The following is a 20,070-nucleotide window of genomic DNA, read 5'->3' as shown; positions in this document are numbered from 1 at the left end:
GAGCGGCCCGATGCAGCGTTCCCGCCACCTGTTCCTCTGCCTGCTGGCCACGGCGGCCGCGCCGCTGCCGGTGCTGGCCGACGCCGGGCGCTACCTGTCGTGGATCGACGACAGCGGCCAGGTGCACAACACCTTCGTCGACGCCGGCTACGGCCAGCAGCAGCGCCAGGCGGCCAGGCGCATCGACCAGAGCGACCGCGCCCGCCTGCGCGACGACGGCGGCACCCTCTGGCCCGGCAGCGCGCCGGCGGGGGAGAGCAAGCGCCGCTACTTCACCTGGGTGGACGGCCAGGGCAACCTGCAGAACAGTTTCTACGCCGGCAACCAGGTGCCCGCCGGGCGCGGCGACTACGTGCTGCCCAACGGCGACCACTCCTCCGAGTACATCGACGCCGAGGCCTACGAGGACAAGGGCTTCGTCCGCAGCGAGAACGGCAACCCGTACTACACCTGGGTCGACGAGCAGGGCCGCATGCACAACTCGCCGATCACCGCCCAGGACCGCGCCGACGGCATCCGCCGCAACCAGATCGCCTTCACCGAGGGCCGCGAGGTGCAGTTCAAGCAGCGCCCGCAGGCCCTGCCGGGGCTGGACGGCAGCGGCGAGCAGAGCGACGCCATGAAAGCCCTGCTCAAGGGCAGCGGCAAGACCCTCGATGACCTCTACCAGGACCTGCAGCGACGCTGCTGCGAGCAGATCGCCGAGGGCGAGTTCACCGAGCTGAACGCCGACGAGCCGCGCTACGAGGAGCTCAACAAGTTCTCGCCGAGCTTCGACTTCCCCATGGGCAAGAGCTACTACGTGGCCATGAAGCTGCCGGCCTCGCAGCAGGTCTACGGCCTGCGCGTGCGCAGCTTCTCCAATCACCAGGTGGTCTACCCCTCGCTGCTGTTCCTCGACGAACGCAAGCGCCCGACGCGCCTGGTCAGCGACGCGGTCTACAAGCTCAACCCGGAGACCTGGTACCGCTACGCCTTCATCGAAGGCACGGTGCCGGTGCGCGCCAACCAGGGCGAGCGCTACGTGCTGCTGCTGACCACCGACGAGGACCGCGCCCTGCAGACGCTGGACAACAAACCCTACAAGCGCCCGCTGGAAAGCCTGGCGGTGAACGAGGAGGGCATGAAGGTGCGCCAGCATGCCGACCAGGGTGGGTTCGAGCTGGCGGTGGTGCGCTGAGCGTCACCGGATAGCCCGCTGCGGGCGGTTGGTCGATCGCGGACGGAGTCCGCTCCTACGCCCGTGCTTCCCTGAACCGTAGGATGGGTTGAGCTTGCGATACCCATGCTGCCGTGGTGATGGGTATCGCTTCGCTCAACACCATCCTACGAAAAGCCGTGCTTCCTGGAACCGTGGCGGATCTCATCCGCGAATCGCGCCGGAGGTTCCGGCTATCGCGGACAAGGTCCGCTCCTACGGGGAAACACCATGCTTCCCGGCGGATTGTAGGAGCGGGCCCTGCCCGCGAAATCGCGCGCAGGGCGCGCTCCTACAGGGAATGGTGTGGGTGGAGTGGTGTAGGAGCGGATCTCATCCGCGAATCGCGCCGGAGGTTCCGGCTATCGCGGACAAGGTCCGCTCCTACGGGGAAACACCATGCCTCCCGGCGGATTGTAGGAGCGGGCCGTGCCCGCGATTTCGCGCGCAGGGCGCGCTCCTACAGGGAATGGTGTGGGTGGGGTGGTGTAGCGGACCTTGTCCGCGATTCGAACTTCCAGAGAAATAGCCGAGCGCACCGAAACGCCCCTTCAGAAGGCCGAGCGAAACCGGCGCTCAGGAGGTCATGCGACATGGATGTCGCGAGAGCCCCGCGGGCTACAGGGACGTACCCTCGGGGCGGGCCTCCGTGGCGGGGGAGTTCGTGAGGGTAGCCCGACTGTGTCGGGCCCGTATGCGGGGCAAGCCTTTTTGGTTCCTTTTGTGGCGTTTGACAAAAGGGACTCGCCCGAGGGGGCGAAACAAGAAGGTCGGGCAAACTCGGAGCGGCGCGCTACACCGAGCACGAAGGCAGCTGGGTTATTCCCCTTCGGGCCAGCGCAAGCGCTGTTCGCGATGAAGCCGCGTCCCGCGTTCGCGGGAATGACGGGGGGAGTGAGGAGTATCAGGATGACTCCAAACTCCCCGCCCACTCCGAACGGCCCCCTCTCCCGCTTGCGGGAGAGGGTTGGGGAGAGGGGCTCTTGAACCCAGCAGCTAGCTCACCGGTAACCACTGTTCGCGAGCAAGCTCGCTCCTACGAAAAGCCCCCGACTCCGCCTCAGATCTCCCGCATCGGCACATGCCCGAACAGCTTCTGCGAGAAACGCACCCGCTCCTCCGGTGTCTCCTGCACGCCCTTGGCCTGCAGCTCCACCAGGTGGGCCTCCACCGCCTGGGCGCGGCCGGTCAGGCCGCAGTCGTTGGCGATCTGGATGTTCAGCCCGGGACGGGCGTTGAGTTCGAGGATCAGCGGGCCCTTGTCCTGGTCCAGCACCATGTCCACGCCGATGTAGCCCAGGCCGCACAGCTCGTAGCAGCCGGCGGCCAGCTTCATGAAGCCGTCCCAGTGCGGCAGCTGCACGCCGTCCACCGCGTTGGTGGTGTCCGGGTGCTTGGCGATCTTGCGGTTCAGCCAGGTGCCTTGCAGGGTGATGCCGGTGGCCAGGTCCACGCCCACGCCGATGGCGCCCTGGTGCAGGTTGGCCTTGCCGTTGGACTGGCGCGTCGGCAGGCGCAGCATGGCCATCACCGGGTAGCCCATGAGGACGATGATGCGGATGTCCGGCACGCCCTCGTAGCTGATGCTGCGGAAGATCTGGTCGGGGGTGACGCGGTACTCGATCAGCGCGCGGTCGCGGTGCCCGCCCAGGGAGTACAGGCCGGTGAGGATGCTGGAGAGCTGGTACTCGATCTCCTCGCGGCTGATGATGCGCCCGGAGACGGTCTTGAAGTTGCCCTCGAAACGGTCGGCGATCACCAGGATGCCGTCGCCGCCGGCGCCCTGCGCCGGCTTGATGACGAAGTCGTTGCGCTCGCCGATGATGGAATCGAGCTTCTCGATCTCCTTCTCGGTGGAGATGATCCCGTACATCTCCGGCACGTGGATGCCGGCGGCGATGGCGCGTTCCTTGGTGATGATCTTGTCGTCGACGATCGGGTACAGGTGGCGCTTGTTGTACTTCAGCACGAAGTCCGCGTTGCGCCGGTTGATGCCCATGATGCCCTTGGCTTCCAGGGCTTTCCACCGCTTGATCAGGCCGAACATGGCTCAGTCCTTCAGGAAGGCTTTGAAGCGGAACAGCTCGGTCAGGCGGTAGCCGCGGTAGCGACCCATCGCCAGCATGAAGGCCACCAGGAGCAGCAGCACCGCCGGGAAGGTGAACACGAAGTACACCAGCTCCGGCACGCGCATCAGGATGTGCGCCAGGGCCGCGGCGAACAGGGTGCCCACCGCCGCCTTCATGGCGTGCGCGGCGCCGCGCTCTTCCCAGGTGATCGACAGGCGCTCGATGCTCATGGTCAGGATCACCATGGGGAACAGCGCCACCGACAGGCCGCTCTCGAAGCCCAGGCGGTGGCTGAGCAGGCTGATGGCGGCGATCATCACCACCACGAAGGTCAGCACCACCGACAGCCGCGGCAGCATCTGCAGCTTCAGGTGCTCGAGGTAGGAGCGCAGCGACAGGCCCAGGGCGGTGATCACGGTGAACAGGCCGATGCCCCACTGCAGGCCGGTCTCGCGGAAGGCGAGGGCGATCAGCACCGGGGTGAAGGTGCCGAGGGTCTGGATGCCGATCAGGTTACGCAGGACCAGGATCACCAGCACGCCGAAGGGGATCATGATCATGATCTGGAAGGTCTGCTGGGTGGACAGCGGCAGGCCGTACAGCGAGTAGTCGAGGAAGCTTGCGTCGGTGTTCTCGTTGGTCAGCTTGGCCAGGCGGATGGCGTTCATCTCGCTGTTGTTCAGGCTGAAGCTGATCAGCGCCTTCTTGCCGCCTTCCACCGCCAGCAGCGGCTCGTCGCCCAGCCACCAGATCAGGCGGTCGGCGGGCAGGCCGCGCTCGCCGGTTTCCGGGTTGAAGTACAGCCAGTCCTTGCCGTTGTAGCTGCGCAGCCACAGTTCCGGGCTCTGCGCCTGGTTGGCCAGCAGGCGCAGGGTGTGCACGCGCTCCATGGGCACGTGGGCCTGGGCCAGCAGGGTCTCGACGATGTACGAGCGCTTCTCCAGGCTGGTGTCGCCGGCCAGCAGCAGCTTGACGTTGTCGTCGGCCAGGTTGTTGGCGCGCTTGATGGTTTCGCTGACGAAGGTCTCGATGTCCGCCGAGTGCTGGCGGATGGGCGCGATCAGCGCTTCGGCGGCGATCTTCTCCGGGCCTTCCAGGGGCGGGCTGTCACGGAAGATCGGGCCTTTTTCCTTGGGTTGCTCGCCGCTGAAGCGCTTGGTCAGCACCAGGCGGTAGTAGAGCGTCTGCTTGCCGTTGGCGCGGCGCGAGGACCAGGTCACCTTGCGGTTGCCGTCGGCGCGGTTGATGCTCACCCCGTAGTTGTTCGAGACGAAGCTCTCGTTGAGGCTGACGTAGCCCTGGGTCAGCGGCGGCACGAACATCTGCACCTTGACCGGGGTCTTCGGCGTGGCGAGGAACTCGACCTTGGCGTCGATGTTCCACAGGTCGTCGGTTTCCGCCTCGGTCATGGGGATGCCGAGGATGAAGATCTGGTAGGCGGTGATGGAAACGCCCAGGACCACCAGGATGGCGATCAGGATCTTCAGGTGCAGGTTGATGGAGCGCATGGGCTTTACTCGGCAGGTTTCGCAACGGGGCAGCCGGGCTGGCCGGCGGCGTATTTCAGGCTGGGGTCGACCAGGGCGCCGAAGCGCTTGAGCGCGTCGGAGCCGATCAGCAGGGGATATTGGAATGCGCTGCGGTCGGTAAGGTTCACTTCGATGGTGCGGCGCAGCCTGCCCAGGCAGACGTCCAGCTCGATGACCGGACGCGCGGTGTAGGCCTTGCCCTCGTCGGGGTCGAAGTCGCCGTGGCGCCGCTTGATCTTGCTGATGCGCGCCAGCGGCCGCTCCAGCGGCTGGCTGTCGGCGGTGTCGGTGGCCAGGTAGAAGCGCACCCAGGTTTCGCCGTCGCGCTTGAAGCGCTTGATGTCGCGGGCGCTCAGGGAGGCGGTCTTGGCGCCGGTGTCGAGCTTGGCCGCCAGTACCTGGTCGAGCTGGCCGATGTGGGCGTATTCGATGAGCCCGTAGACGGTCTTGCCGGCGGCGCCGGCGGGGCCGCCGAAGGCCGCCAGGAAAATCAGGAGCAGCAGGGCTGTGGGCTTGAGTCTCATAAGTCCTGAGCGCTGGGGGCCGTAGGCCAGTGAACGGGTACATCCGGCAAACGCCACGGCCTGCGGGCGAGTCATCCTTGGCCGGGGCCTGGGCCCCCCAGGAGGGATGCGGGGCGCGATTCTAGCACGCAGGTGCCGTGTGACGACACCCGCCAGGCCCCGGCGGGCGGCAGCGTGAGCCGGTTCACAGGGCCGTGCGGGGCTACTTCAGGCGGCGCTCGACGCCTTTCTCCACCATGATCTTGGCGGCGATCTCCTCCACCGAGAAATGGGTGGAGTTGATGTAGGCGATGTTCTCGCGGCGGAACAGGTTCTCCACCTCGCGCACCTCGAACTCGCACTGGGCGAAGCTGGCGTAGCGGCTGTTGGGCTTGCGCTCGTTGCGGATGGCGGTGAGCCGGTCGGGGTCGATGGTCAGGCCGAACAGCTTGCCCTTGTAGGGCTTGAGGGCGTTGGGCAGCTGCAGGCGCTCCATGTCCTCCTCGGTCAGCGGATAGTTCGCCGCACGAATGCCATATTGCATTGCCATATAGAGGCAGGTGGGCGTCTTGCCGCAGCGCGACACGCCGACCAGGATCAGGTCGGCCTTGTCGTAGTAGTGGGTGCGGGCGCCGTCGTCGTTGTCGAGGGCGAAGTTGACCGCGTCGATCCGCTCCATGTAGTGCGGATTGTGGCCGATGCTGTGGGATTTTCCGACGGAATACGACGAGTCCGCGGATAATTCCTGCTCCAGAGGGGACAAAAAGGTCGAGAAGATGTCGATCATGAAGCCGTTCGACTGGGCCAGGACCGCCCGGATCTCACGGTTGACGATGGTGTCGAAGATGATCGGGCGGGCGCCGTCCGCCTGCGCAGCCGCGTTGATTTGCTGTACCATGACGCGCGCTTTTTCTTCGGTGTCGATGTACGGTCGCGTCAGTTTGTGGAAATGGATGTTCTCGAACTGCGCAAGAAGACTCTGGCCGAGGGTTTCGGCGGTGATGCCGGTTCCGTCGGAAATGAAGAAAGCCGTACGTTTCATTGCGCTGCGGGCCTTAATGTAGGAAAGAATCCTGAGTATGATAGGCCGCGCTTTTGCAAGGCCTCCTGCCGGGGCATTGTCACTTATTTTTCTGGCCGCGGCCAGAAAGGGGCGGTGTCGCGGTGGCCCGTTTGAGCTTTTCCAACATTCAGTGGAGAGATCACCTTGGTAGAGTACGTAGTTTCCCTCGATAAGCTCGGCGTCCATGATGTCGAACGTGTGGGGGGCAAGAACGCATCCCTGGGCGAAATGATCAGCAACCTCGCCGGTGCTGGGGTTTCGGTTCCCGGTGGTTTCGCCACCACCGCCCAGGCCTACCGTGACTTCCTCGAGCAGAGTGGCCTGAACGACCGCATTCACGCCGCCCTGGACGCCCTCGATGTCGACGACGTCAACGCCCTGGCCAAGACCGGCGCGCAGATTCGCCAGTGGGTGATGGACGCCGAGTTCCCCGCCCAGCTGGACGCCGACATCCGCAAGGCCTTCGCCGAGATGGCCGGCGGCAACGACAACATGGCCGTGGCCGTGCGCTCCTCGGCCACCGCCGAAGACCTGCCGGACGCCTCCTTCGCCGGCCAGCAGGAGACCTTCCTGAACATCCGCGGCGTGGACAACGTGATCCGCGCGGCCAAGGAAGTCTTCGCCTCCCTGTTCAACGACCGTGCCATCGCCTACCGCGTGCACCAGGGCTTCGACCACAAGCTGGTCGCCCTGTCCGCCGGTGTGCAGCGCATGGTCCGCTCGGAAACCGGTACCGCCGGGGTGATGTTCACCCTGGACACCGAGTCCGGCTTCCGTGACGTGGTGTTCATCACCGGCGCCTACGGCCTCGGCGAGACCGTGGTGCAGGGCGCGGTGAACCCCGACGAGTTCTACGTGCACAAGCCCACCCTGGAAGCCGGCCGCCCGGCGATCCTGCGCCGCAACCTGGGCAGCAAGGCGATCAAGATGATCTACGGCGACGAAGCCAAGGCCGGCAAGTCGGTCAAGGTGGTCGACGTGGAGAAGGCCGACCGCGCGCGCTTCGCCCTGTCCGACGCCGAGGTCACCGAACTGGCCAAGCAGGCGCTGATCATCGAGAAGCACTACCAGCGCCCGATGGACATCGAATGGGCGAAGGATGGCGACGACGGCAAGCTGTACATCGTCCAGGCCCGCCCGGAAACCGTGAAGAGCCGTTCCAGCGCCACCGTGATGGAGCGCTACCTGCTCAAGGAGAAGGGCAAGGTCCTGGTGGAAGGCCGCGCCATCGGCCAGCGCATCGGCGCAGGTCCGGTGAAGGTCATCCACGACGTTTCCGAGATGGACAAGGTGCAGCCCGGCGACGTGCTGGTCTCCGACATGACCGACCCGGACTGGGAGCCGGTGATGAAGCGCGCCAGCGCCATCGTCACCAACCGCGGCGGGCGTACCTGCCACGCGGCGATCATCGCCCGTGAGCTGGGCATCCCGGCCGTGGTCGGCTGCGGCAACGCCACCGCCGTGCTGAAGGACGGCCAGCAGGTCACCGTGTCCTGCGCCGAAGGCGACACCGGCCTGATCTACGAAGGCCAGCTGGGCTTCGACGTGCGCCAGAACTCGGTGGACGCCATGCCCGAGCTGCCGTTCAAGATCATGATGAACGTCGGCAACCCGGACCGCGCCTTCGACTTCGCCCAACTGCCCAACGAGGGCGTGGGCCTGGCCCGCCTAGAATTCATCATCAACCGCATGATCGGCGTGCACCCCAAGGCGCTGCTGAACTTCGCCAGCCTGCCGGCCGACATCAAGGAAAGCGTCGAGAAGCGCATCGCCGGCTACGACGACCCGGTGGGCTTCTACGTCGAGAAGCTGGTGGAGGGCGTCAGCACCCTGGCCGCGGCCTTCTGGCCGAAGAAGGTCATCGTGCGCCTGTCGGACTTCAAGTCCAACGAGTACGCCAACCTGATCGGCGGCAAGCTCTACGAGCCGGAAGAAGAGAACCCGATGCTCGGCTTCCGCGGCGCCTCGCGCTACATCAGCGAATCCTTCCGCGACTGCTTCGAGCTGGAATGCCGGGCGATGAAGAAGGTCCGCAACGAGATGGGCCTGACCAACGTCGAGCTGATGGTGCCCTTCGTGCGCACCCTCGGCGAGGCTTCCCAGGTGGTCGAACTACTGGCCACCAACGGCCTGAAGCGCGGCGAGAACGGCCTGAAAGTCATCATGATGTGCGAACTGCCGTCCAACGCCCTGCTGGCCGAGGAGTTCCTGGAGTTCTTCGATGGCTTCTCCATCGGCTCCAACGACCTGACCCAGCTGACCCTCGGCCTGGACCGCGACTCGGGCATCGTCGCGCACCTGTTCGACGAGCGTAACCCAGCGGTCAAGAAGCTGCTGGCCAACGCTATCCAGGCGTGCAACAAGGCCGGCAAGTACATCGGTATCTGCGGCCAGGGCCCCTCGGACCACCCGGACCTGGCCAAGTGGCTGATGGAGCAGGGCATCGAGAGCGTCTCGCTGAACCCCGACTCGGTGCTCGACACCTGGTTCTTCCTGGCCGAAGGCCAGGCCTGACGCCAACCGAACCTGCGGGTTCAGGAAGGGCGGGTGCTTGCACCCGCCCTTTTTTCGTGCCAACCCATTCCACGACATGCACAGCAGTAGCCGACTCTTTCCCGTGGCGCTCGTCAGCGCCGAACTGCGTGGCGACCTCACCGAGGACGTCTACCGCCTGAAACCCAACAACAGCCCCGACCCCAGCGTCGAACTGGCGCTGACCCGCCTGGGCCTGCCGGGCCGCGAGCAGCGCGGCGCGCCGGTGATCCTGGTGCACGGCAGCTTCTCCAACCGGCGCTTCTGGTACTCGCCCAAGGCCATCGGCCTGGGGCCGTACCTGGCGCGCGCCGGCTTCGATGTATGGATACCGGAGATGCGCGGCCACGGCCTGTCGCCGCGCAACCTCGACTATTCGCGCAACAGCGTCGCTGCCTACGCGCGCTTCGACCTGCCGGCCATCGCCGCCTTCGTCGTCGAGCAGAGCGGCCAGGCGCCGCACTGGATCGGCCATTCCCTGGGCGGCATCAGCCTGGCGGCGACCCTCGGCGGCGGCTACCTGGCGCCGGAGCAGCTGGCCAGCGTGGCCCTGTTCGGCAGCCAGGTCAGCCGCGACTACTGGGCGCTGAAGCTGCCGCCGGTGGCCTGGAGCGGGCGCCTGCTGCTCAAGCGCATGGGCGTGATCCCCGGCCCGCGCCTGCGCCGCGGCCCGGAGGACGAGCCCATCGGCCTGGCCCTGGAGGCCTTGCGCTGGCATGGCCTGTTCGGCCGCTTCGGCGAACGCGACAACGACTGGTGGGGCGGCCTGGCCAAGGTGACGGCGCCGGTGCTGGCGGTCAGCGCCGAGGGCGACCGCCAGGACCCGCCCTGGGCCTGCCGCAAGCTGTTCGAGCAGTTCGGCTCGGAAGTCCGTGAGTACCTCTGCCTGGGGCGCCGGCAGGGTTTTTCGGAAAACTTCGGGCACGTCGAGATGCTGGTGAGCAAGAGCGCCCAGCGCGAGGTCTGGCCGCGGGTCCTGCACTGGCTGCAGCACCAGGCCCTGCCTCCCGGCAACCCGTAGGATTACAGGCTGCGCCGAGGTGCTTTTCGTAGGAGCGGGCCCTGCCCGCGATTTCGCGCGCAGGGCGCGCTCCTACAGGGGAATGACGCGGGTGGGGCAGCGTAGCGGATCTTATCCGCGATCCGCGCCGGGACGTCCGGTTATCGCGGACAAGGTCCGCTACGGGGGGAGGATACCGTGCCATCCGGCGAGCTGTAGCGGGCCCTGCCCGCGATTTCGCGCGCAGGGCGCGCTCCTACAGGGGAATGACGCGGGTGGGGCGGCGTAGGAGCGGATCTTATCCGCGATTCGCGCGGGACGTCCGGTTATCGCGGACAAGGTCCGCTCCTACGGGGGGAGGAATACCGTGCCATCCGGCGAGCTGTAGGAGCGGGCCCTGCCCGCGATTTCGCGCGCAGGGGAATGGTGCAGTGGGGCGGCGTAGGGCGAATAACCGTTCGCGGTTATCCGCCGCTGCACCGAGGCCATGGCCAACGCCCAGGTCAACCCTGGCGCCGCCGGCAATCAAGGCCAGGCGGCGGATAACGCCGTAGGCGTTATGCGCCCTACGCGTGCCTCCCGGCGAAAGGCGCCAAGCCGCGGGGCAGGGCGGTGGGCGTAGGCGGATGACGTGACAGTCGCTAGACTGTGACGCCAAGCCGGGGTCCGGTCATTCCGGGCTTCATCGCCGCTCCGCCGGTCCGCCGCAGGTTCATCCCGACACTCCAAGGAGTCTCTCCATGCAATACGTCACCCCTGATCTGTGCGATGCCTATCCCGACCTGGTCCAGGTCGTCGAGCCCATGTTCAGCAACTTCGGCGGTCGCGACTCCTTCGGCGGCGAGATCGTCACCATCAAGTGCTTCGAGGACAACTCGCTGGTCAAGGAGCAGGTAGACAAGGACGGCAAGGGCAAGGTGCTGGTGGTCGACGGCGGCGGCTCGCTGCGCCGCGCGCTGCTGGGCGACATGCTGGCCGAGAAGGCGGCGAAGAACGGCTGGGAAGGCATCGTGGTCTACGGCTGCATCCGCGACGTCGACGTGATCGCGCAGACCGACCTGGGCGTGCAGGCCCTGGCCAGCCACCCGATGAAGACCGACAAGCGCGGCATCGGCGACCTCAACGTGGCCGTGACCTTCGGTGGCGTCACCTTCCGCCCGGGCGAGTTCGTCTACGCCGACAACAACGGCATCATCGTCTCCCCCCAGGCCCTGAAAATGCCCGAGTGAGCTGAACGCCGGGCGCCTTCGCCGGTCAATGACCGCACCTGCCGGCGGCGCCCGGCATCTCTGGCACTTCATGGAACAGGCGATGCAGCAATACGAAAGCGGCACCGAGCGTGGGCTGATCTACGGCTACGTCCTCGATGGCCACGGCGGCGGCCGGCAGATTTCCCGCAGCGAACTGCCGCTGCTGGACCTCAAGCCCGAGGAAAGCCTCTGGGTGCACTGGGACCGCGGCGTCCCCGAGGCGCAGTCCTGGCTGCGCGACTCCAGCGGGTTGAACGAATTCACCTGCGACCTGCTGCTGGAGGAGGCGACCCGCCCGCGCCTGCTGGACCTGGGCGCCGAGCGCCTGCTGCTGTTCCTGCGCGGCGTCAACCTCAACCCCGGCGCGGTGCCCGAGGACATGGTCTCGCTGCGGGTGTTCGCCGAGAAGCAGCGGGTGATCTCCCTGCGCCTGCGCCCGCTCAAGGCGGTGGCCGACCTGCGCCAGGACCTGGCCGCCGGGCGCGGCCCGAAGAACGCCTCGGAGCTGGTGCTGAGCCTGGCGCACTACCTCACCGACCGCATCGACACCCTGATCGGCGGCCTGGCCGACGAACTCGACGCCATGGAGGAGGCCATCGAGGAAGACGAGCGCAACGTGCCCGACCAGGCCGAGCTGCGCGCCCTGCGCCGGCGCTCCGCGGGCCTGCGGCGCTACCTGGCGCCGCAGCGCGACATCTACTCGCAGCTCACGCGGATCAAGCTGTCCTGGACGCTGGGCGACGACGCCGACTACTGGAACGAGCTGTACAACCGCCTGACGCGCAACCTCGAGGAACTGGAGCTGGTGCGCGAGCGCATCTCGCTGATCCAGGAGGCCGAGCACCGGCGGATCACCGAGCGGATGAACAAGACCATGTACATTCTTGGTATCATCACCGGCTTTTTCCTGCCCATGAGTTTCGTGGCCGGGCTTCTGGGCATCAACGTAGGCGGGATTCCGGGCTCCAGCGCGCCGCACGGCTTCGCCATGGCCTGCCTGCTGATGGCCGTGATCGCCGTGACCCAGTGGTGGATCTTCCGCCGCCTGCGCTGGCTCTGATGTGACTTGTGGGGGTGTGGCTGCGTCAAGGCAGCACACGAAGGAGAGCTGTGCATGCACGATCCGTTCGAAGAATCCCTGCGCAACCTGCTGCGCATGCCGGACCAGGAGCCGGAGGAAGACGCGCGCCTGGGTCGCGTGCTGAAGACCGCCAACCGCCAGGTCGGCGCCGGCGACCTGTTCAGCCTCATGGGCCACTGGCTGCAAGCCCTGAGCCTGGGCGTGAGCCGCGGCGCCGCCCACCTTGCGCCGGTGTCCCGGCGCCCGCAGAATTCCGCCCCTTCCGCTGACAAGGCCGACTGAAGATGCAATTCGATATCTGGACGCAAAGCCTGCTCACCGCCATGAACACCCTGTGGGGCAAGCTCGCCGGGTTCATCCCGAACCTGCTCGGCGCCCTGGTGGTGGTGCTGCTGGGCTTCGTCGTGGCCAAGCTGCTCGACGCCCTGCTGTCCAAGCTGCTGGCCAAGCTCGGCCTGGACCGCCTGATGGGCGGCACCGGCCTGACCAAGCTGATGGCCCGCATCGGCATCCAGGTGCCGGTCTCGACCCTGGTGGGCAAGATCGTCTACTGGTTCGTGCTGCTGGTGTTCCTGGTCTCCGCCGCCGAATCCCTGGGCCTGCAGCGCGTCTCCGCCACCCTCGACGTGCTCGCCCTGTACCTGCCCAAGGTGTTCGGCGCGGCCCTGGTGCTGATCGTCGGCGTGCTCCTGGCGCAGTTGCTCAACAGCGTGGTGCGCGGCGCCGCCGAGGGCGTGGGCCTGGAATACGCCGGCGGCCTGGGGCGCGTGGCCCAGTGGCTGGTGATCATCATCAGCATCTCGGTGGCCGTCGGCCAGCTCGAGGTCAAGACCGACCTGCTCAACTACATCATCGCCATCGTGCTGATCACCGTCGGCCTCGCCGCCGCCCTGGCCCTGGGCCTGGGCAGCCGGGAGATCGCCGGGCAGATCATCGCCGGCATCTACGTGCGCGAGCTGTACCAGGTCGGGCAAGAGGTGAAAGTGGACGATGTCGAAGGCATCATCGAAGAAATCGGCACCATCAAGACTATTCTGATGACCGATGAGGGCGAGTTGGTGTCCATTGCCAACCGCGTGCTCCTCGAGCGCCGTGTGACCAGCCGCTGAGATGATCCCGTGCAACGCCGACGCCGCTTCGCGAAAGCCGCGTCGGCGGCCGACATGACCTGGCCCGAACCCGACTTGAACAAGCCGCAACCATTGTCCCAGCGCTACGACCCGCGCCAGCTGACCGACGAGGAGCTGGTGGAGCGCGCCCATGACGAGCTGTTCCACGTCACCCGGGCGTACGAGGAGCTGATGCGCCGATACCAGCGCACGCTGTTCAACGTCTGCGCGCGCTATCTGGGCAACGATCGGGATGCCGACGACGTGTGCCAGGAAGTGATGCTCAAGGTGCTGTATGGATTGAAGAACTTCGAGGGCAAATCGAAGTTCAAAACTTGGTTGTACAGCATCACTTACAACGAGTGCATAACCCAATATCGCAAGGAAAGACGAAAGCGCCGGCTGCTCGATGCGCTGAGCCTGGACCCGCTCGAGGAGGCTTCCGAGGAGAAGGCGCCGAAGGTCGAGGAGCGAGGCGGCCTGGACCGATGGCTGGTACATGTCAATCCCATCGATCGGGAAATTCTGGTGCTACGATTTGTCGCAGAGCTCGAATTCCAGGAGATCGCCGACATCATGCACATGGGCCTGAGTGCGACTAAGATGCGATACAAGCGTGCACTGGATCGGCTGCGCGAAAAGTTTTCGGGCATATCCGAAACATAGTTGGGTAAATGTTGTCTCTCTAATTCGCAAGTTCTGATAAACTTGCCCGCAAGTTGTATGGCCTGCCTTTTGTCGGCGGTCATCGGCTTACTGACCACCAAGATGGGGATTTAACGGATGAAACTGAAGAACACCCTGGGCGTCGTGATCGGCTCCATGATCGCTGCTTCCGCCGTGAATGCTTTCGCTCAAGGCCAAGGCGCAGTCGAAGCCGAAGCCTTCGGCAAGCGCTACTTCACTGACAGCACCCGCAACATGAAGAACGGGGACCTCTACGGCGGTTCCGTCGGCTACTTCCTGACCGACGACGTCGAGCTGGCACTCTCCTACGGTGAATACCACGACATTCGTGGCACCTACGAGTCCGGCAACAAGAAGGTCCATGGCAACCTGGCTTCCCTGGATGCCATCTACCACTTCGGTACCCCGGGTGTCGGCCTGCGTCCGTACGTTTCCGCCGGCATCGGTCACCAGAGCCTGACCAACGTCAACAGCGAGAACGGCGGCCGTCAGAACCTGACCATGGCCAACATCGGCGCCGGCCTGAAGTACTACTTCACCGAGAACTTCTTCGCCAAGGCCAGCCTCGACGGCCAGTACGGCCTGGAGAAGCGTGACAACGGTCACCAGGGCGAGTGGATGGCTGGCGTCGGCGTCGGCATGAACTTCGGTGGCGGCGCCAAGCCGGCCCCGGCTCCGGAGCCGGTCGCTGAAGTCTGCTCCGACGAAGACCACGACGGCGTCTGCGACAACGTCGACAAGTGCCCGAACACCCCGGCCAACGTCACCGTTGACGCCAACGGCTGCCCGGCCGTCGCTGAAGTCGTCCGCGTCCAGCTGGACGTCAAGTTCGACTTCGACAAGTCCAAGGTCAAAGAGAACAGCTACGCTGACATCAAGAACCTGGCTGACTTCATGAAGCAGTACCCGTCCACCTCCACCACCGTTGAAGGCCACACCGACTCCGTCGGCACCGACGCCTACAACCAGAAACTGTCCGAGCGTCGTGCCAACGCCGTTCGTGACGTGCTGGTCAACGAGTACGGTGTGGAAGGCGGCCGCGTGAACGCCGTTGGTTATGGTGAGAGCCGTCCGGTTGCTGACAACAGCACCGCTGAAGGCCGCGCCGTCAACCGTCGCGTAGAAGCCGAAGTGGAAGCCCAGGCCAAGCAGCAGTAATCGGTCTGAGTTCCAGGAAAAACCCGGCCTAGGCCGGGTTTTTCTTTGCCTGGGGAAAAGCTTGTTTAGGTGGTTGGGATGGGGCTGTGGCTTTGTTTGTGGCTCTTGGTCCTGTGCTCCGATCTCTAACCTGTCATTCCCTCGAACACGGGACGCGGCTTCATCGCGAATAGCGCTTGCGCTGGCCCGAAGGGGAATAACCCAGAGACGTCTTGTTTGGGTGTAGCGCGCCGCACCGAGTGCGTTGATGTTTCTCGTTTCGCCCCCTCGGGCGAGTCCCTTTTGTCAGTCGCCACAAAAGGAACCAAAAAGGCTTGCCCCGACATACGGGCCCGATGGAGCCGGGCTACCCTCGCGAATTCCCCCGCCACGGAGGCCCGCCCCGAGGGTACGTCCCTGTAGCCCATCGGGGCTCTCGCGACATCCATGTCGCATGACCTCCTGAGCGCCGGTTTCGCTCGGCCTTCTGAAGGGGCGTTCCGGTGCGCTCGGGTATTTCTCTGGAAGTCCAAAAGCCAGAGCGAATGCGCTTTGGCTTTTCGTAGGAGAGAGCTTGCTCGCGAACCCAGGGTTCGCGTTCTCGGGAATGACGGGAGGAGGTAGGTGTTCCGGGATGACTCCAAACTCCCCACCCACTCCGAACGGCCCCCTCTCCCTTCAGGGCGGGGCGCGCAGCCGAGGGTTGGGGAGAGGGCGCTCTAGAACCCGGCACCGACGCCACCGGGAAACTCCGTTCGCGAGCAAGCTCGCTCCTACAGCCCTGATGGCATCGGCGTACTGGCCAACGGCGTATAACCGCGAACGGTTATACGCCCTACGTTCCCGCGCAGGAGCAACGGGGGGAGTGAGGAGTATCAGGACGACTCCAAACTCCCCACCCACTCCGAACGGCCCCCTCTCCCTCCGGGAGAGGGCTGGGGTGAGGGTGCTCTTGAACCCAGCACCTAAGCCATCGGGAAACCCCATTCGCGAGCAAGCTCGCTCCTACAGCCCTGATGGCATCGGCGCACTGGCCAACGGCGGATAACCGCGAACGGTTATCCGCCCTACGTCTCGGAACAGTCGTTCAAGCGCTACGCGCCAGCTCCAGCGCGGCCTCGGCGGCCACCTCGCCGATCACCAGGATGGCCGGGCTGCGCAGGCCGAAGGCGGTGGCGTCGTCGAGCATTGCACCCAGAGTGCTGCGGCATTCGCGCTGCCGGGGCAGCGAGGCGTTTTCGATCATCGCCACCGGCATGCCCCGGCGCATGCCGCCCGCCAGCAGGCCGTCGCGGACTTCCGCCAGGCGCGCCACGCCCATGTAGATCACCAGGGTGGTGCCGGACTGGGCCAGCGCCGGCCAGTTCGGCTCGCTGTCGTCCTGGGTGTGTGCGGTGACCAGGCTGACGCCGCGGCTGATGCCGCGCAGGGTCAGGGGAATGCCGCAGGAAGTGGCGCCGGCCAGCCCGGCGGTGATGCCGTTGACCAACTCGCAGGCGATGCCGCGGGCCTCCAGCCAGGCCGCTTCCTCGCCGCCACGGCCGAAGATGCACGGATCGCCGCCTTTCAGGCGCACCACGCACAGGCCCTGGCGGGCGTAGCGCAGCATCAGGCGCTGGATGAAGTCCTGGGGCGTGGAGCGGCAGCCGCCGCGCTTGCCCACGCGCACCACCCGCGCCGCCGGGCAGTGCTCCAGCAGTTGCGGGTTGACCAGGTCGTCGAGCAGCACCACCTGGGCGCCGGACAGGGCGCGCACGGCCTTCAGCGTCAGCAGTTCCGGGTCGCCGGGACCGGCGCCGACCAGCCAGACTTTTCCACTCATCTTCTCTCTCCTCAGGCGTTGGCGGCGAGGGCGCCGGCTTCGCTGGCCAGCAACCGCCGTATTTCGGGAACACAGGAACCGCATTGGCTGCCGCAGCCCAGTTCGCGCTTCAGGCCGTCCAGGTCCAGGCCGCGGACGATGCCTTCGCGCACCTGGCTCAGGCGCACGTTCCTGCAGTTGCACAAGGTCTTGTCGCTGGCCGCGGCGACCTGCGCGCCGGGCGGGGCGAGCAGCTTGCGGCGCAGGTCGGCGTCGCTTTCGCCGGACAGCCACAGCGCCTTGAGCCAGTCGCTGGCGATACCGCTGCCGGCCAGGCGCAGGCCGGCGATGCGGCCGTCTTCCAGGCGCACCCGCTTGCCCTGGACGCGGCGCGGGTCGTCGTAGGCCAGCACCGGGCCGTCGAGCAGGTCGAGCAGCGCATCGACCTGCTGCAGCCAGGCGGCGTCCGGTGCCGCGCTGGCGGCGGCGCGCACCTGCAGGGCGGGGCGCTCGCGGCCGGCCAGGGTGAAGCTGGCGTAGTCCAGGCCGTCGAACAGCGGGCGCAGCGCCTCGAAACGTTGCTGCACGTCGTCCTCGACCAGCGCGTAGAACTGCCAGGGCAACGCCACGGCGGCGACTTCCACGCTGGCGTGCTTGAGTTCCGGCTGCCGCGACAGCGGGTCGAAGGCCGGCAGGGTCAGGGCGTTCACCCCCAGGCCCTTGAGGAAGCGTTCGCCCCAGTGCATGGGCAGGAAGGCCTGGCCGGGCAGCAGGCCGTCGTCGGCCTGCACCGGCAGCACCAGGCTGCCGCGGCGGCTGCTCAGGCGCACCAGCTGGCCGTCTTCCAGGCGCCGCCGGCGCAGTTCCGCCGGGTGCAGGCTCAGGCAGGCTTCCTCGACGTGGCCGAAGGCGCTGGCAGCGGTGCCGGTGCGCGTCATGCCGTGCCACTGGTCGCGCAGCCGGCCGGTGTTGAGGATCAGTGGGAAGCGCGCTTCGCGGCGTTCCTTCGGCGCGCGGTAGGCTTCGGCGATGAAGCGGGCGCGGCCGTTGTCGGTGGCGAAGTTGCCGTCGGCGTAGAGGCGCTTCAGCCCCTGGCTGGCGCCCTCGGGCAACGGCCATTGCTGCGGGCCGCGCGCATCCAGCAGGGCGTAGCTGATGCCGCCCAGGTCGAGGTCGCGGCCTTGGGTGAGCGGGCGGTATTCGTCGAACAGCGCCTGGGGATGGGCGAAGTCGAACAGGCTCGGCCGGCCGGGGCGCAGGCGGTGTTCCAGGCGGCGGGCGAAGTCGCAGGCGATGGACCAGTCGGCGCGGGCCTCGCCGGGGGCCGGCACGGCGCGGCGCACGTGGCTGACGCGGCGCTCGGAGTTGGTCACGGTGCCTTCCTTCTCGCCCCAGCTGGCGGCCGGCAGCAGCAGGTCGGCGTAGCGGCAGGTCTCGCTGGTGGCGAAGGCTTCCTGCACCACCACGAAGGGGCAGGCTGCGAGCGCTTCGCGTACCCGCGCCTGGTCCGGCAGGGATTGCGCGGGGTTGGTGCAGGCGATCCACAGGGCCTTGATGCGCCCGTCGCGCACTGCGTCGAAAAGCTCGATGGCGGTCAGCCCGGGCTGCTCCGGCAGCGCTTCGACGCCCCAGTACCGCGCGACTTCGGCGCGGTGCGCGGCATCGCCGGCGTCGCGGTGGCCGGGCAGCAGGTTGGCCAGGCTGCCGGTCTCGCGGCCGCCCATGGCGTTGGGCTGGCCGGTGAGGGAGAAGGGCCCGGCGCCGGGACGGCCGATCTGCCCGGTGGCCAGGTGCAGGTTGATCAGCGCGCTGTTCTTGGCGCTGCCGGCGCTGGACTGGTTCAGGCCCATGCACCACAGCGAGAGGAAGCTCGGCGCATGGCCGATCCACTGCGCGCAGCGTTGCAGGTCCTCCACGGCGATGCCGCAGATTTCCGCCACCGCCACCGGGCCGTAGTCGCGCACCAGGTTCTTCAGCTCGTCGAAGCCCTGGGTGTGCGCCTCGATGTAGGCGCGGTCCACCCAGCCTTCCCAGAGCAGCAGGTGGAGGATGCCGTGGAACAGCGCCACGTCGGTGCCGGGCTGGATCGCCAGGTGCAGGTCGGCCAGCTCGCAGGTGTCGGTGCGCCGCGGGTCGATGACGATCACCTTCATCTGCGGCCGCGCGGCCCTGGCCGCCTCCAGCCGGCGGAACAGCACCGGGTGGGCGTAGGCCATGTTGCTGCCGGCGATCAGCACGCAGTCGCTCTGCTCCAGGTCCTCGTAGCAGCAGGGCGGGGCGTCGGCGCCGAGGCTGCGCTTGTAGCCGACCACCGCCGAGGACATGCACAGCCGCGAGTTGCTGTCGATGTTGTTGCTGCCGACCAGGGCGCGGGCCAGCTTGTTGAAGGCGTAGTAGTCCTCGGTCAGCAGCTGCCCGGAGACATAGAAGGCCACGCTGTCCGGGCCGTGCTCGCGGATCGTCTCGGCGAACACCCCGGCGGCGTGCTCCAGGGCGCTGTCCCAGTCCACCCGGCTGCGCGCCAGCTGCTTGCCCAGGCGCAGCTCGGGATGCAGCGCGCGGGCGGCCAGGTCGCCGGTCAGGTGCAGGCTGGAACCCTTGCTGCACAGGCGCCCGAGGTTGGCCGGGTGGTCCGGGTCGCCGCGCACGCCGAGGATGCGCTCGCCGTCGTGCTCGATCAGGACGCCGCAACCCACGCCGCAATAGCAGCAGGTGCTGGCGGTGACTTGGCGTTCGCTCATGGGGCTCTCCCGTGTCGCGGCCGCCTCAGGCGCAGGCGGCCAGGTCTTTCAGGGCCAGCAGCACGCGGCCGTTCTCCACCTTCACCGGGTGGCGGTGGGCGCAGCCGACGTCCGGGGCCACGGCGTTGCCGCTGTCCAGCTCGATCTGCCAGTTGTGCAGCGGGCAGGCCACCCGCTTGCCGAAGATCAGGCCCTGGGACAGCGGCCCGCCCTTGTGCGGGCAGCGGTCGTCGAGGGCGAAGACTTCGTCGTCGGCGGTGCGGAACAGGGCGATGTCGCCACGGGGCGCGGCGATCACGCGCGAGCCCAGCGGCTGGATGTCTTCCAGGGCGCAGATGTCTTGCCAGTTCATGGTGTGTTCTCCCAGGCC

At 66.8% G+C, this 20,070-nt stretch carries 16 protein-coding genes; 9 read left to right on the top strand and 7 right to left on the bottom strand.

Annotation, left to right across the window (positions count from 1 at the left end; all coding sequences use genetic code 11):
* The first annotated feature begins 10 nt into the window (after positions 1–10).
* Positions 11–1,180: a MalM family protein gene (locus IG194_RS01480; RefSeq protein WP_058490208.1), complete on the top strand. Its 1,170-nt coding sequence runs from the start codon at positions 11–13 to the stop codon at positions 1,178–1,180.
* 1,078 nt (positions 1,181–2,258) lie between these two features.
* Here the strand turns inward: IG194_RS01480 and IG194_RS01475 are convergent.
* From IG194_RS01475 to IG194_RS01460, 4 genes are all read right to left on the bottom strand, one after another.
* A complete protein-coding gene (locus IG194_RS01475; protein ID WP_058490207.1) occupies positions 2,259–3,245 on the bottom strand; it encodes an alpha-L-glutamate ligase-like protein in 987 nt (328 codons plus the stop codon).
* Positions 3,246–3,248: 3 nt separating this feature from the next.
* Positions 3,249–4,775 carry an inactive transglutaminase family protein gene (locus IG194_RS01470; protein WP_058070251.1) on the bottom strand — a complete coding sequence of 509 codons (1,527 nt, stop codon included), beginning with the start codon at positions 4,773–4,775 and terminating at the stop codon, positions 3,249–3,251.
* Between the two features lie 5 nt (positions 4,776–4,780).
* Positions 4,781–5,320: an ATP-dependent zinc protease gene (locus IG194_RS01465; RefSeq protein ID WP_043272133.1), complete on the bottom strand. Its 540-nt coding sequence runs from the start codon at positions 5,318–5,320 to the stop codon at positions 4,781–4,783.
* A 202-nt stretch (positions 5,321–5,522) separates the two neighbouring features.
* Positions 5,523–6,341: a pyruvate, water dikinase regulatory protein gene (locus IG194_RS01460; RefSeq protein ID WP_009618715.1), complete on the bottom strand. Its 819-nt coding sequence runs from the start codon at positions 6,339–6,341 to the stop codon at positions 5,523–5,525.
* A 165-nt stretch (positions 6,342–6,506) separates the two neighbouring features.
* On the opposite strand from IG194_RS01460, the gene ppsA reads away from it, so the two are divergent.
* From ppsA to IG194_RS01420, 8 genes are all read left to right on the top strand, one after another.
* Positions 6,507–8,876, top strand: coding sequence for a phosphoenolpyruvate synthase (gene ppsA / locus IG194_RS01455; RefSeq protein ID WP_009618717.1), 2,370 nt, complete (start codon positions 6,507–6,509; stop codon positions 8,874–8,876).
* 76 nt (positions 8,877–8,952) lie between these two features.
* Positions 8,953–9,915: an alpha/beta fold hydrolase gene (locus IG194_RS01450; RefSeq protein ID WP_058490206.1), complete on the top strand. Its 963-nt coding sequence runs from the start codon at positions 8,953–8,955 to the stop codon at positions 9,913–9,915.
* Between the two features lie 719 nt (positions 9,916–10,634).
* Positions 10,635–11,123, top strand: a complete 489-nt coding sequence (gene rraA / locus IG194_RS01445) for a ribonuclease E activity regulator RraA (RefSeq protein WP_009618721.1) — start codon at positions 10,635–10,637, stop codon at positions 11,121–11,123.
* 82 nt (positions 11,124–11,205) lie between these two features.
* Positions 11,206–12,204: a zinc transporter ZntB gene (locus IG194_RS01440; protein WP_058490205.1), complete on the top strand. Its 999-nt coding sequence runs from the start codon at positions 11,206–11,208 to the stop codon at positions 12,202–12,204.
* A gap of 54 nt (positions 12,205–12,258) precedes the next feature.
* Positions 12,259–12,507 (top strand): hypothetical protein, encoded by a 249-nt coding sequence (locus IG194_RS01435; protein ID WP_009618725.1) that lies wholly within the window; start codon positions 12,259–12,261, stop codon positions 12,505–12,507.
* A 2-nt stretch (positions 12,508–12,509) separates the two neighbouring features.
* Positions 12,510–13,334 (top strand): mechanosensitive ion channel family protein, encoded by an 825-nt coding sequence (locus tag IG194_RS01430; protein ID WP_009618727.1) that lies wholly within the window; start codon positions 12,510–12,512, stop codon positions 13,332–13,334.
* A gap of 75 nt (positions 13,335–13,409) precedes the next feature.
* Entirely contained in the window at positions 13,410–14,000 is a 591-nt protein-coding gene (sigX, locus tag IG194_RS01425) for an RNA polymerase sigma factor SigX (protein ID WP_024128632.1), read from the top strand.
* A gap of 117 nt (positions 14,001–14,117) precedes the next feature.
* A complete protein-coding gene (locus tag IG194_RS01420; RefSeq protein WP_009618731.1) occupies positions 14,118–15,179 on the top strand; it encodes an OmpA family protein in 1,062 nt (353 codons plus the stop codon).
* Between the two features lie 1,066 nt (positions 15,180–16,245).
* Here IG194_RS01420 and cobA read toward each other — a convergent pair.
* The 3 genes from cobA to nirD are packed head-to-tail and all read right to left on the bottom strand — an operon-like array spanning position 16,246 to position 20,052.
* Positions 16,246–16,980, bottom strand: coding sequence for a uroporphyrinogen-III C-methyltransferase (gene cobA / locus IG194_RS01415; RefSeq protein ID WP_058490204.1), 735 nt, complete (start codon positions 16,978–16,980; stop codon positions 16,246–16,248).
* Between the two features lie 11 nt (positions 16,981–16,991).
* Entirely contained in the window at positions 16,992–19,700 is a 2,709-nt protein-coding gene (locus IG194_RS01410; RefSeq protein WP_058490203.1) for a nitrate reductase, read from the bottom strand.
* Positions 19,701–19,725: 25 nt separating this feature from the next.
* The gene (nirD, locus tag IG194_RS01405) at positions 19,726–20,052 is read right to left on the bottom strand and encodes a nitrite reductase small subunit NirD (protein WP_009618737.1); all 327 of its coding nucleotides are present in this window, start codon (positions 20,050–20,052) and stop codon (positions 19,726–19,728) included.
* Positions 20,053–20,070: the final 18 nt, after the last annotated feature.

This window comes from Pseudomonas sp. ADPe (assembly GCF_014843515.1).
Lineage (GTDB): Bacteria > Pseudomonadota > Gammaproteobacteria > Pseudomonadales > Pseudomonadaceae > Pseudomonas > Pseudomonas citronellolis.
Note: the sequence above shows the minus strand (reverse complement) of the source record. Positions and strands in the feature narration are given on the sequence as shown.